The organism is Paenibacillus sp. FSL H7-0942 (genome assembly GCF_045040715.1).
In the GTDB taxonomy this organism is placed as follows: Bacteria; Bacillota; Bacilli; order Paenibacillales; family Paenibacillaceae; genus Paenibacillus; species Paenibacillus amylolyticus.
Genome location: NZ_CP150279.1, coordinates 2757768 through 2771532, shown reverse-complemented (window position 1 = coordinate 2771532; position 13765 = coordinate 2757768). Strand labels below are relative to the sequence as shown.

Below are 13765 nucleotides of genomic sequence, written 5' to 3'. Positions count from 1 at the left end.
GATAAAATCTGAAAGATTAAACCGTGATGATACCAATATCGTATCCGCTCAAACGTTCTGTCTGTTCAGCCTCCAATGGCTGATCGGTAACGATCATATGGACTGCATTTAACCCGGATACTCGGGCAAAAGCACGTACACCAAATTTACTGGCATCTGCAAGTAAGATGACTTGATCTGATATTCCAACCATCTTCTGCTTCAGCCTTGCCTGGAGTTCATTGGATTCACTGATTCCGCCACCTTCGAGATGTACACCTTTGCACGACATAAACATTTTATCCACGTGATACGTTTCCAAAGAACGCTCCGCCAGCGGCCCAACAAAAGATAACGAGCGCGATGCCAGCTGGCCCCCTGTTGAGATGACCTCAACCTTGTCACGGTTGCTGAGTTCAGTAGCGATTTGGATCGAGTTGGTTAAGACCGTCAGCGGAAAATCCGGCATGTTCGCTGCCATATAACCTGCCGTTGTGCTCGCATCCAACAGAATGCGATCACCCGGATTAATCATCGTCAGAGCCGCTTGTGCAATCCGCTTTTTCTCTTCCGCATGGGTTGTCTCCCTGATCCGGTAAGGGATCTCCGGTTGATCTTCCTTCACACTCACTGCACCACCGTGAGATCGGCGTAGTCGTCCTGCGTGTTCCAGCCGATCCAGGTCACGCCGGATGGTTTCCTCCGTCACCCGGCAGCGCTCACTAAGCTCGGATACACGCATACTGCCCTTTACATTCACCATCTCCACAATCCGGTCATACCGCTCGGCTGCCAGCATGTTACACCTCACTCCCCGCTTGTGAATTAGATGAAGCCGTCACACGCAGAAATCTGCCATAAGCATCTTCCCAGATTGACCTGTCCTGCGGCTCATACACAGTTACCGGAAATGAATCACGAATGGCCTTACGCGCTTCCCAGATATCTTTAAAAGCTCCGCTCGCCATCCATTGCACAGCCATATTCCCGATGGCACTTCCCTCTGCTGGACCCGCCCATACCGGCTTACCAATGGAATTTGCAGTCCACTGACATAACAGGCGGTTCTGGATGCCTCCACCGACCATATGCAATCCGTTGAACGCCTGACCCGACAATTGCTCCGTCCATTCCAGAACTCTTCTATACTTCAATGCAAGACTCTCCAGAATTGCCCGGGCAATAGCCCCCTGATCCTCTGGTACCACTTGCCCTGTATCACGGCAATACTGACGTATACGGGTCGTCATATCTCCTGCTGGCATGAATAGTTCATCATCCGGATCAAACAAACTGGCAAATGGAGGTGCTTGTTCCGCCTGCGCCAATAACGCATCATAGCTAATTCCCTGCCCCTGGCGCTCCCACTCGCGCATGCTTTCCTGCAAAATCCATAAACCCATAATGTTCTTCAGCAGACGGAATGTTCCGCCCGCCCCGCCTTCATTCGTGAAGTTCAAGGCCAGACTCTCGGTACTAATTGCAGGATGATCTATCTCCGTACCCATCAGGGACCAGGTTCCACAGCTCAGATAAGCAAATGAACGTTCCGTTGCAGGAACAGCCACAACGGCTGAACCCGTATCATGCTCCGCAACAGCGATCACGGGAATCGGGGACAATCCCAGATCGTTACAGATACTGCTTCGCAATTGTCCAACACGGGTACCTGGCAGCACGGCTTTACCAAACAGTTTCTCCGAAATACGAATATGCGCCAGCAACTCACTATCCCACTGCCCCGCTGATGGATTGTATAATTGTGTTGTGGTTGCATTGGTGAACTCATTCACCGCTTCCCCTGTCAGGAAATAACGTAGCAAATCCGGAATCATGAGAAAACGCTCTGCTTCATGAAGCAACGGGGAACCGCTGCGTTGAAGCGTTGCCAATTGATACAGGGTATTAAAGCTAAGAAACTGTATCCCTGTACGTTCGAAGATTCGCTGAGAGCTCAGCTCTTGGCGTACCTGATCCATCATGCCGTTAAACTGTGTATCACGGTAATGATACGGGTTACCAAGCAACTCACCATTACTGCCAAGCAAACCAAAATCAACGCCCCAGGAATCGATCCCCAGGCTCTCCGGCTGTTCTCCCTGCTGTTTCACAAGGGTAAGCCCCTGCAACAATTCATGATGCAATCGCAGAATATCCCAGTGCATCCGCTCGCCAACCTTCACTGGTTCATTCTTGAACCGATGAAATTCGCTCGTTTCGATCCCACGATCATTCAGATGTCCCAGTAACGCTCTCCCGCTCCCAGCGCCCAAATCATAAGCCAGCACACTCACCGCGCTTCACCAACCTTTCGAACCCATCCTATTTTCCAAACGGTATCCCTTGATTCAGTCCGTAACCCTGTACTTTATTCTGTATTTATTGTTTGTTTGTTTTTGTTTAATACTGTTTAACTTTATTTTACGAGTATATCACCAATGTAAGCGTTTGAATACCCTTCAGTTTTTCTTTCTTTTGGGTATACCAAAAACGACTCTCTCCCACCTGGGAGGAGCCGCATTTCTTTTTTTACGTATAAAATTGACCTTTGCTTACCCCCGACTGGGGTTGTACATCTCTCTCAAAATGCTTGAAACGTGTCCCCTGATACGTCAGCATCCCTCGATCATTTTCCACCATCATACCATAATGGTTTCCGCCAACAATCAGTTCAGTGCGCTCCCCATTGTCGAATTCAAATGTAACATAATACCGGGTAGTCGCACTGCTATCGCCGCTTCCACCTGAGACTTCCGTTCGTTTGGCTACCACTGTTGAGTGCAGGGTTAACAAGGCTGCCGCGTTATTTGACATCCCTGAGCGTATGCCTGAAATAATAACAAAAACAATGACTCCCGCAATGATGAGAAATATGGCGCCAATGAAAATCGAAGCAAATGCATTCATTGTAGCAAACTCATTAAATCCCGAAAAAAAACCACCCTGATTGCCTTCAAAACCTGGTACTCCATTCATGTCGTCAAACACACCAAAGCCGTCTACGCTTAATCGGCCCATCGATGAGGACACGCTTGTTAACGCCATTCATCATCGTTCCTTTCCCCTTGCAAAAATAAGATGCACCGCCCCCACGCAAGGAAGGCGGTGCATGCAGACAACCCGTTCTGCCTTGTCCATATACTATATGAACCAGATCAGGAATACAGACGTTCAAGTTCGTCGACCAGACTGCCGACATAAGCAACCGCAGAGCGAATCGGCTCAGGTCCGGACATATCCACACCCGCAAGCTTCATTAACTCCTGTGGTGTGAGACTTCCACCAGCTTTGAGTGCATCAAGCCAGCGATCTACCGCAGGCTGTCCTTCTTCACGAATCTGCTGTGCAGCCGCTGTGGAAGCCGTCAAGCCTGCCGCATAGGTATACGGATATAGTCCCATATAATAATGAGGCTGTCTCATCCACGTGAGCTTGGCCCCTTCATCAATTACCAGATCAGGTCCCCAGAATTCGGAAAGGATGTCTCCCTTGAGTTGACTTAACGTCTTTGCCGTAATGGGCTCATCATTGGTTGCGCGTGCGTACACCCTGCGCTGTAATTCACCTTCCAGCAGATGTGTAACGAAGTTATGGTAATACGTGTTCAACAGTTGCAAAATGACCCAGCGACGCATTCTCGGATTATCGGAACGCTTCAATAGATGATCGGCCAGAAGCATTTCATTCATGGTCGACGGCGCCTCAATGAAATAAAGAGATGGCCGTGTATTCGTGAGCCGTTGGTAACGTCCCGCAAGCATGAAGTGGCCTGCGTGCCCCACTTCATGGGCAAGTGTAAATGCTCCGCGCATATTGTTCGCCCATGAAATTAAGATATAAGAGTGTGAACCATATATAGAGGAGCAAAATGCCCCTGTGGATTTGCCTGCGTTATCTGCGTAATCCACCCAGCGATCACTGAATGCGCGCTCTACGATCTCGCCGTACTCCGGCCCAAGCACATCAAGTGCTTCTCGAATGAGTATGCACGCCTCATCATATGTAATGGCAGGGCTAAATTCAGGATCAAGCGGCGCCTTCAGATCACAAAACATCAGTTTGTCCAGACCCAGCTCACGTTTCTTGAGAGCCGCCAGTCTGCGCATATGAGGTGCGAGTTCCTGCTGGATAATATCCAGAATATTATTGTACATCTCTTTGCTCACTTGCTGTGGGCTGAGAAGCATATCTGTAACATCGTCGTAACCACGCAGCCTGGATAAAACAACCTGTTTCTTCACTTCGGTTGCATAACCTTCTGCGAACGTATTTTTGTAATCATTTAATGTCGAGCTGAATGCAGCATAAGCAGAACGGCGCAGCTTTGTATCAGATGACATCTCATAATTATTTTCATAGAATGACCAGGACAGTGGACGATTATTGTCCTCTCCATCAAGAGCATCGTCAAACGTCATGTCTGCCAGTTTACCGCGCAGATAGATACGGTATGGCGAATCCAGTACCTCTCCTAATGAAGCGAGTACCTTCTCGGTCTCAGGCGTAAGCCGATGTGCTTTTTCTCGAATCAAACGCTCCAAACTGCGCGCATACGGTTCCAATCCCGGAAGTTCTTCAAGGTAACGTTCAACGGTTCCCTCCGGCAGATCAACGATCTCCGAATTGACAAAAGACAAGGACGACGACAGATTTGATAGGATATCTCCTGCCTTGGCTGAATTCTCAATATTAACCGGATTGGTGCTGTCCTCTGACTGCTTCAGTCGAGCATAAGACGCCGTCTTGCTGATTCGCTCCTGCAAAGCTTCACGCGCATCCAGACAAGCCAGTAATTGTTCAGCCCCTTCGCCCAGACGTCCTTTGAACGTTTCGATCTGGGCAGCAGCCAGAGGAAGTGATCGAAGCTCCTGCTCCCACTCTACATCGGTTACAAACAAGTCTTTCAGATCCCAAGTCGTTTCTGGGTTTACCTCAGCACGTGTACGTATTTTTTCCATCTTTAGTTGTCATCCTCCTTGCATTTTCCAATATCTCTCATCGTATCATATTCTGCTCATCTATACATGACAATGATTACTCCTTATTACTCCGCTGGCAGAATAGCCTTTCGATCGCTGTTATCCCCAGATTTTTTGATTCCCCTTTTTCAAAGGTGAAAATCCGGTGATAAAGGCGAACACTTCGCTTCTTAAGTCTATTTCTGCCCGCTGCGTTTGGAGTAAACTATTGATCCACTGTCCAAAATTTAAAAGTAACTAAAAAACCGCTGGTTTATGGTAGAATCCATTTACCTAGCGGTCATTCTAACTATAACTTATTTAGCTTTCTTTCCAGATTACATTTTCACCGTAATTTTTACCCCAGTTATACATTGCGTGCAGGACGGGCATCAGGCTTTGACCGTGATCTGTCAACGTATATTCCACCCGAGGTGGTACCTCTGCATACACCTTGCGCTCAATCAGTTTGTCTTCCTCCAGCTCACGTAACTGGTTGGTCAGCATCTTCTGGGTAATATGAGGGATTAGGCGTTTCAGCTCACTGAAACGTTTGGTGCCTTCCAGGCCCAAGTGCCACAAAATAATCAGTTTCCACTTGCCACCGATCACCGCAAGGGTCAATTCCTTCTCACAGTTGATTTCTTTCAGATTAATCCGTTCCTTCACTTCGGACGCCATGGCTCCGAGCCCCCTCATCTTCAATCTTATATCGCGTATAATACGCATATCACGGGGACACTTCACACGAGGTAAGTTTTCCGCTCCATGCATGATGTAATAAGTACATTCATTCGATACAGCTATCTATTAATTCTACTACAGCCTGGTCGGGATGCAAAGTTTAACTGTAAATCACGGATAAAACCTATACAGATGAATGATTATGTATCGCAGAAAAGACCAGAACCCTTCATAATCAAAGGATTCCGGTCTTTCATCTATTCACTATTCCAGGTTCGCGTGGCGGCCAAACATATCCGCTCCGGTCATACCCTTCATTTCCATCATCGTAAGGATGAGAGCATCCATGCCGATTAACAGTCCTTGTTCGAACAACGAGCCCATCGGCTGAATGGTTACTGCCGCTCCGGAAGTTGCTGTGTCCTCTTTGGCTGAAGCCGGGAGACGCACTACCGTAGTTGCCAATTTCCCAATCGTGGACTCTGGCTTAATCGTAATGAGACCTACAGGCGCACCAGCCTGATTAGCCTTTTGAGCCATGGCCACCAGACTGCCTGTCTCTCCTGAGCCAGAGCACAGCAAGAGGAAATCTTTCGAGCTGATCCCAGGTGTTACGGTTTCGCCCACCACATATACACGAAGCCCCATCTGCATCAGTCTCATGGCAAAAGCCTTCCCCATAAGTCCTGACCGGCCTGCTCCTGCTACAAAAATCTGTTCCGCAGCCAGAATGTGCTCAGCCATCGCTTGCATCTCTGCATCGTCGATCTGGCTTAACGTACGTTCCAGCTCCTTCAAGATGTCAGATGCGTACTGTGTTTTGCTCATCTGCTTACCCTTGTTTAACGAGACGTTGCATTTCAGCTGCAACTGCCGCTTTGTCTGCTTGTCCTGTGATACCGCCGCCTACAATAACCAGATCCGGTTGTGCTTTGATTACTTCTGGCAATGTTTCCAGCTTGATTCCACCAGCGACAGCCGTTTTAGCATTTTTCACAGCAGCTTTGATCGTTTGCAGATCTTCGAACGGGCTTTGTCCTTCAGCTTGCAGGTCATAACCTGTGTGTACACAGATGTAATCTACGCCAAGCGCATCAATTTCACGAGCACGTTGTTCCAGGTTAGGCACGTTGATCATGTCTACAAGAACTTGTTTGTTTTGTTTCTTCGCTTCTGCTACTGCACCTTTGATCGTACTGTCATTGGTTGCCCCAAGCACAGTGATTAGATCCGCACCAGCTTCAGCTGCTTTCATGATTTCATAACCACCAGCATCCATGATTTTAAGGTCTGCAAGAACTTGCAGATTAGGGAATGCTTCTTTCATTGCTTTTACCGCGTGCAAACCTTCATTAATAACGATTGGAGTACCAATCTCAACGATATCAATATATTGTTCAACCTCTTTAACCAGTGCGATACCTTCAGGGATATTTACCAAGTCAAGCGCCAATTGCAATTTCATCATTTATTTCTCCTTTGTTGTTCAAGTATGATTTGTTCCTGTAAAAATAATAATCAGATATTTAGCCTGCACCAATTTGTCTGTTCAGATGCATGCAGTGTTTGTTTTGGCTACTCACTCATTGTAGACCCTGACTATCCATTCAGGAAGTACGCACTTTGAAGTGGGGTAGTTACTTGCACGATACTATTGATAATTATTCGTTGTTAGGTGAATCAAATATAGAATTAATCCTCTATCCCAATCCACACGCTTAAAGCAGAACAACAGCCTAATCATCCAATTAGATATTCAATATAAAAGACCCCGCCACATGGCAGGGTCTTTATCTTTATCGTTTCATTTTCAATCCAGCCAAAGCTGGTTTAGAAATTTATCATTTTACAGATATACAGGTTTCACGCATACCGGCTTGGATACACCTGTGCTGTGACCAGTGTATTTCAGACGTCCGCTCTCCTGATCTACCGTGAATGTCACGAGGTTGTTCGTATCGCGGTTAGCTGCAATCAGCAATTTGCCGTTAGGTGTCAGCGCAAAGTGACGCGGGTGCTCACCTTCTGCAGATACATGCTCAACCAGTGTCAGGTGACCTTTGTCTGCATCTACTGCAAATACAACGATGCTGTCATGTCCACGGTTAGAACCATATACATAACGTCCATCATTGGAAACAGTGATTTCGGCTGTTGTATTCTCTTTGCCATCATATCCATCAGGCAGTGTGGATACTGTAGACAATTCAGTCAACGTGCCCGCTGCTGCATCATATTTGAACGAAGTAATGGAAGAATCCACTTCATTGATAACATAAGCGAATTCACCATTCGGGTGGAATGCCAAGTGACGTGGGCCTGCTCCCGGATGTGTTTTGGTTTCACTGTGCAGCACAAGTTCATTTTTGTCTGCATCAATGGAATAGATCGCGATGTTATCTGCGCCCAGATCCTGTACCATCATGTATTTACCATCTGGGCTGAAGAATGCGGAGTGAACATGTGGCTTGTCCTGACGTTCAGGATGCGCACCTTGTCCTTCATGTTTCTTCTCGTCCAGAAGCGCTCCAACTTCACCGTTATCCGTCAAGGCTTGCAGACCTACCAGACCACCGTGGTAGCTGGAGAGGATCAAGTATTTGCCGGAAGGGTCACGCTGGATATGACATGGTGGAGCTGAAATGGAGTTATTCCGGTTCAGCAACGTTAATTTTCCTGTAGAAGGATCAATGCTCAGAGCTACCGCTTCAGACATTTTGTTGCCTTCAGCTGACGCTGTTTCACCAATCGCATACAGTTTGTTACCTTCAGCATCCACGTTGACAAACGTTGGGTTTTTCACGCCCGCGATGCCGTCAAGCTTTGACAAGCTGCCTGTATCCTCATTCAATTCATATGCATAAATGCCCTCATTTTCCGCTTCGGCGTAAGAGCCGGCAAGTACGAGCAAGCGTTTTGATTCACTCATTACAGTTTCCTCCTCTATGTGTATGTAATCTTGTTGCACCTCTTCTATAATAAATCTGCCATATCAAAATAGCAATCCGCTGTCGCTGCCCATCAGGGAAATCCTTAGTTAAACAAGGCGATTACTACACATCATCATACTGAAATCCATTCATATGAGATGCATCTTCTGCTATGATAAGATAGGTTTTTCATCCAGAAAGGACTGAATTGCATTGCTTCACTCATTTTTACTCACGTTATACCATGTGTTCCTGCCGATATCACTTCCCGTGATTGGAGGTATTCTGTTAAAACGCTTCAAAAATTGGGATACCCGGTCGCTCTCGATCTTTTCCCTTTATATTTTGAGCCCTGCGCTCATCTTCAATACATTGCTGCATGCAGAGATTACCTGGACGGACGTCACCAGCACGTTCTGGTTCTCTATTATTAATCTGATTGCTCTGTGGGCCCTCGCCGAGCTGTTGAGCCGGGTGTTCCGTCTGGGTGCAAGCGAAAAAGCGGGTCTCACCCTCGTCTCCACGTTTACGAACTGCGTGAATTACGGGCTCCCGCTTGTACTGCTTGCCTTTGGTCAGCTTGGACTGGACAAGGCTTCGGTCTACGTCATTGGACAGATGATCATTGTTAATACGGTAGGTATCTTTTTTGCCGCGAGATCCGAATTCACGGTGAAAGATGCGATCCTTTCCGTTTTCCGCATGCCATCCATCTATGCTGCTGGCATCGCCATTGCGCTGCGTGCATCCAATCTGAGCCTGCCTGAAGCGCTGGATGGAGGGATCTCCATGCTGGCTGCGGGTTACTCTCCTGTCGTTCTCGCTATTCTGGGAGCACAGATGCTCAGACCAAAAGGTGCAACGGTGCCTTGGTTGCCCAATGTACGCCGAGCTTTCTGGACCGGGCTCGTAGTCCGTCTCGCAGCTGCGCCAATCCTGTCCTGGCTTATACTGACCGCTCTTCAGGTCGAAGGTACGTTGTTCAGTGTGCTGCTGATCCTCGCATCGATGCCGACCGCAGTGAACGCCGTTATTTTGGCTGAACAGTTTAATGCTTCTCCGCAGTTTGTATCCCGCTGTATTCTGTGGACCACCGCTGCATCCATGTTGATGCTGCCGATTATGATTGTGATGGCTTCCTGATTAATACCGGAGGTGATACCGAAGCGATATCCGCTTGTCGGCGTTTCTCCAACCGGCGTTCATAACGCCGGTTGAGCGCTCTGACGTAGAAGAATTTTACGACAAAGTACGAAATCACACCCAGAATGACACCAAACACGGACATGCCTGCCAGAATATCCAGTCCACCAAGCAACAATTCACTCACGGCCGACCAGTTCCCGCGAAACAGCTCCATGAATGCACTCTCATGTACCAGTCCCTGTCCCATGCTGTGAGCAGGCAAAATCCATGAGCCAATTTGTTTGGCGAGTGGCATCAGAATAATAGGTAAAAACGTAAGTTTCCCGATCACGTTACCAACAATCGCTGCTGGCACCGAACCCCCAGACAGTCGCACAATCGGATAAAATACAAGATATATCAGGGAAGCAGTCGAGATCACGATCAGTTCCAGTCCGAACCCTATAGCAAATCCGGTAGATACTTTATGGGCACCTCCGGGAGCACGTAACAATTTGAGAAAATTCAGCTTCATAGCACGTGTCAAACGTACCCAGCGGTTAGTCTTGCGCTTCTGTGTGTTCATACCGAATTACTCCTTATTTTACACAAATGACAACTTGAATCGTCTATTCTTCAGTATATCACACCGGATTAGCTCCTGTAGTAACAATGACCGGCTGTGTCTCCATCTGGACATTACCTGCCACCGCTCGGGAGATCATACAGGAGGATTCAGCCTTATGCGCCAGGCGCTCAGCCTTGGTCAGATCCGCCTCTGAAGCATCTTGGCTGAGTACAATCCGGGGTCTATGTACGATCCGTTCGTACGTAAATACGTTATTTGTGACATCTACCGTTGCTTCCGATTCAAGCGTCAATTCATCCGGCGTAATATCCGAACGCTCCAGCATCGCTGCCAGCGTGATCAGGTAACAGGTGGAGGCTGCACCCAGCAGCATCTCGTCCGGGTTAGTTCCCGTACCGGGTCCGCCCATCTCCTGCGGAATCGATATGACCGTTTTTAATCCACCTGCATCGATTGTTCCCTCACTGTTACGCCCACCATTCCATACCGCTTTCAGATGAAAAGGATGTTTCATGACATTCATTCCTTTCTTGTTTATACACGTATACACGTAATATTCTGCTCAATCAATGCGCTAACGTGCTCTTCATCTACACCCTGATCTGTAATCACTTTGCCCACACTGTTCATCTCAGCAACTCTGGTAAACGCCTGTATGTTAAATTTGCTGGAATCTGCAAGTAGAATGACCTCATCCGCAATATGGATCATTTTCTGCTTCACCAAGGCCTGTAATTCATTGGATTCACTGATGCCTTTGGTCAGATGCACTCCTTTGCAAGACAGGAATACTTTATCCACATGATAGGCATCAAGCGAACGTTCCGCCAGCGGTCCTACAAAAGACAGTGACTTCGAAGCCAATTGCCCACCTGTGGCAATTACACGAATCTGCTCCTTGTTACTCAGCTCTGCGGCGACCTTAATCGAGTTGGTTAATACCGTCAGTGGAATGTTTGGCAATCCTGCCGCCATATACCACGCCGTTGTACTTGCATCCAGGGCGATCCGGTCGCCGGATTCCACCATTTTCACCGCTTTGCTTGCAATTCTACGCTTCTCTTCTGCATGGGCTACAGCCCGTTCCGGATATGGAATCTCCGACTGTAACTCATCCTTGTATTTTACGCTGACCGCCCCGCCATGGGACCGTCTGAGCCTGCCCGCCTGTTCGAGCTTGTCCAGATCACGACGAATCGTCTCTTCTGTCACCCCGCAGCGCTCACTAAGTTCGGTTACACGCATGCTGCCTTGCGTATCCACCCATTCCACTATTTTCTCATACCGTTCAGCTACGAGCATATTCCTTCACTCCAAACCGTTGATTATCCAGTTGATCCTGTTCATCCATCATACCACAGAGCGATGACAAGGAGAATTTGGACCATGTGCAAAAAGAGGGAGCTTTCGCCCCCTCCATTCCAGTTCTGAAGTGTGTCTTATTTATCTTCTGCCATAGGGAACCAGCCCGGTGTGTGGATGATTGCATTCCACAACCCGTCAGGGATAACCAGACGTTCCTGATCCGATTTGGTCAGAATCGTCTCAATATCTTCTTCCCGTCCGCTCTCGATTTTCTCAACCCAATCCGGTTCAATAATCAGCTCACGTCCAATGGCAAGCAGAGGTACTCCCGTTTGAAGCGCCTCAGCGGCCTGATCAGCCGTATGAATCGAACCTACACCGATAACAGGCAATTTGCCGTTCACACGATCCAGGATGAATTCCATTCTAGAACGTGTATCTGCTTCGCCACGTCTTGGCTTGGACCAGAACTCGTTCACAGAGACATGAAGGTAATCCAGGTTTTTATCTTTCAGCGCATCCACTAGTAGGTACGTATCTTCCATTGTGAGTCCCGGTGTTTCCGGTTCTTCCGGAGAGAAACGGTAACCAATGATGAACGGCAGTTTGGTATGTTCGGCAACGACTTTCTGAATCTCATCCACTACAGCAAGTGGGAATGTCAGACGTTTCTCGACACTTCCGCCCCAACGGTCTTCACGTCGGTTGGAATGCGGGGAGAAGAATTGCTGGATCAGATAACCATTAGCACCGTGAATTTCAACACCATCAAAGCCGGCTTCGATTGCACGACGTGTCGCTTCACCAAAGTCTTTGATAATCGAAGTAATCTCGGCATCCGTCAATTCTCTTGGTTCAGGAGATCCTGGACGCTCACTTGCAACCGCACTAGGAGCAACCACTTGACCCGCAGGTACAGCTTGTTCAGGAGTCAGACGGCCCGCATGGAAAATTTGCAATACAGCTACGGAGCCCTGTTGTTTCATGGTATCAGCCAGTTTTTTCAGACCAGGAATGAAGCGGTCGTCATATACGCCAAATTGAGCCGGGAAACCAATGCCTGTCTCTGTTACATGCCCTACAGCCGTAATTGACATGCCCGCACCACCGGTGCGACGTGCATAATAAGCAAGTTCAGCGTCGGATATCGTACCATCAGCATTCGAGGACATATGAGTCATGGGAGCGAGCACGATACGGTTTTTCAGTGTAATGCCAGTCGGTAGTGAAACTTGTTCAAACATCTGGTTAAACTTTGGATTCATTCGTGGTTCCCTCCTGATTATAAATATCTCTTTTAATAGATATATGAATATATGCGTTCGCTTACTGTAATGATTATAGTTACGTTTCACTCCAATTGCAACTTTTCATTTTCAGAAAGGAAAAAAAGAGCAGAGTGTCTCCAGACTCTCAGCCCTCTTCATTTTCTTCACATCATCCAAAAGATACTCAGAAACTCCGAACGTAAGCCAGCTTCTGATCCATCTCTTCTACGCATTCGTAACAATCGTGTTCATCGTTGGCGACCATTGGGGTGACTGGATACAGATTCATCTCTGTACTGTTATACGATTTCAATAGCGGTAACAACTGAGTCACCCGTGTATTTGCCGGGTCAAGCCAGGTGTTGATCTCTTCTTCGGAAAGGATCGCTGGCATTTTACTGCCAAACTCGCGTGTAACCATATTTGCGCCTGTCATAAGCATCGTGCAGGTACGAAGCGGCTCTTTCCGTGTATCTCTCCACACCTCATATAACCCAGCAATCCCAAACAGGCCACGATCCGGCATAACAACACGAACCGCATAACTTTTTTTGCCCTCTTGCCGCCAGTAATATAATCCATTGCAGGGAATAACGCAGCGCTTGGTCTCTACCAGTTTGTAATAGGAAGGATTCTCATGCACCGTCATGAGGTTTGCGTTAACGGCATCACGACCCCAGAATGGAATGAACCCCCACCGGAACTCATCCAATACACGCTCACCATCCTGATGCAAAATAATCGGCGTATGCTGGGTTGGGCTGATATTGTATCGGTTTTTGTAATAATACATCACTCGCTGAATCTTGAAATGATCTCTGACATCGTCCAAATCGGCTGCCAATGAAAAACGGTTGCACATGTTCAAGCACTACCTTTCCCTATGAGAAGTTGAACGTATTGTTTGTAATTTTAGGGAAATTATTC

The 13765-nt window shown here is 47.7% G+C and carries 14 protein-coding genes; 1 reads left to right on the top strand and 13 read right to left on the bottom strand.

The window, feature by feature from the left end; translation table 11 throughout:
* Positions 1 to 16: 16 nt before the first annotated feature.
* The 8 genes from MHI48_RS12675 to MHI48_RS12640 all read right to left on the bottom strand — a co-directional run bounded on the left by MHI48_RS12675 (position 17) and on the right by MHI48_RS12640 (position 8550).
* On the bottom strand, positions 17 to 778 hold the full coding sequence (locus MHI48_RS12675) for a DeoR/GlpR family DNA-binding transcription regulator (RefSeq protein ID WP_076327809.1): 762 nt from the start codon (positions 776 to 778) through the stop codon (positions 17 to 19).
* A 1-nt stretch (position 779) separates the two neighbouring features.
* Positions 780 to 2273, bottom strand: coding sequence for a rhamnulokinase family protein (locus MHI48_RS12670; RefSeq protein WP_405144167.1), 1494 nt, complete (start codon positions 2271 to 2273; stop codon positions 780 to 782).
* Positions 2274 to 2508: 235 nt separating this feature from the next.
* Positions 2509 to 3024: a DUF2500 domain-containing protein gene (locus tag MHI48_RS12665; protein ID WP_245838093.1), complete on the bottom strand. Its 516-nt coding sequence runs from the start codon at positions 3022 to 3024 to the stop codon at positions 2509 to 2511.
* A 110-nt stretch (positions 3025 to 3134) separates the two neighbouring features.
* Positions 3135 to 4937 carry an oligoendopeptidase F gene (gene pepF, locus MHI48_RS12660; protein WP_076327807.1) on the bottom strand — a complete coding sequence of 601 codons (1803 nt, stop codon included), beginning with the start codon at positions 4935 to 4937 and terminating at the stop codon, positions 3135 to 3137.
* A gap of 321 nt (positions 4938 to 5258) precedes the next feature.
* Positions 5259 to 5618: a helix-turn-helix domain-containing protein gene (locus MHI48_RS12655; protein ID WP_036608849.1), complete on the bottom strand. Its 360-nt coding sequence runs from the start codon at positions 5616 to 5618 to the stop codon at positions 5259 to 5261.
* Positions 5619 to 5885: 267 nt separating this feature from the next.
* Complete coding sequence (hxlB, locus tag MHI48_RS12650) at positions 5886 to 6449, bottom strand: 6-phospho-3-hexuloisomerase (RefSeq protein ID WP_076327806.1); 564 nt, start codon at positions 6447 to 6449, stop codon at positions 5886 to 5888.
* Positions 6450 to 6453: 4 nt separating this feature from the next.
* Positions 6454 to 7086 carry a 3-hexulose-6-phosphate synthase gene (gene hxlA, locus MHI48_RS12645; RefSeq protein WP_036670570.1) on the bottom strand — a complete coding sequence of 211 codons (633 nt, stop codon included), beginning with the start codon at positions 7084 to 7086 and terminating at the stop codon, positions 6454 to 6456.
* A 381-nt stretch (positions 7087 to 7467) separates the two neighbouring features.
* Entirely contained in the window at positions 7468 to 8550 is a 1083-nt protein-coding gene (locus MHI48_RS12640; RefSeq protein ID WP_076327805.1) for a lactonase family protein, read from the bottom strand.
* A gap of 214 nt (positions 8551 to 8764) precedes the next feature.
* On the opposite strand from MHI48_RS12640, the gene MHI48_RS12635 reads away from it, so the two are divergent.
* Entirely contained in the window at positions 8765 to 9694 is a 930-nt protein-coding gene (locus MHI48_RS12635) for an AEC family transporter (protein WP_076327804.1), read from the top strand.
* Here the strand turns inward: MHI48_RS12635 and MHI48_RS12630 are convergent.
* The 5 genes from MHI48_RS12630 to MHI48_RS12610 all read right to left on the bottom strand — a co-directional run bounded on the left by MHI48_RS12630 (position 9672) and on the right by MHI48_RS12610 (position 13700).
* Positions 9672 to 10262, bottom strand: coding sequence for a DUF2062 domain-containing protein (locus MHI48_RS12630; RefSeq protein WP_076327803.1), 591 nt, complete (start codon positions 10260 to 10262; stop codon positions 9672 to 9674). The two genes, MHI48_RS12635 and MHI48_RS12630, sit on opposite strands and share 23 nt — an antisense overlap.
* 58 nt (positions 10263 to 10320) lie before the next feature.
* Positions 10321 to 10779 (bottom strand): OsmC family protein, encoded by a 459-nt coding sequence (locus tag MHI48_RS12625; protein WP_076327802.1) that lies wholly within the window; start codon positions 10777 to 10779, stop codon positions 10321 to 10323.
* 20 nt (positions 10780 to 10799) lie between these two features.
* Positions 10800 to 11567: a DeoR/GlpR family DNA-binding transcription regulator gene (locus MHI48_RS12620; protein WP_076327801.1), complete on the bottom strand. Its 768-nt coding sequence runs from the start codon at positions 11565 to 11567 to the stop codon at positions 10800 to 10802.
* A 137-nt stretch (positions 11568 to 11704) separates the two neighbouring features.
* A complete protein-coding gene (locus MHI48_RS12615; protein WP_076327800.1) occupies positions 11705 to 12835 on the bottom strand; it encodes an NADH-dependent flavin oxidoreductase in 1131 nt (376 codons plus the stop codon).
* 187 nt (positions 12836 to 13022) lie between these two features.
* The gene (locus MHI48_RS12610) at positions 13023 to 13700 is read right to left on the bottom strand and encodes an SOS response-associated peptidase (protein WP_036608866.1); all 678 of its coding nucleotides are present in this window, start codon (positions 13698 to 13700) and stop codon (positions 13023 to 13025) included.
* Positions 13701 to 13765: the final 65 nt, after the last annotated feature.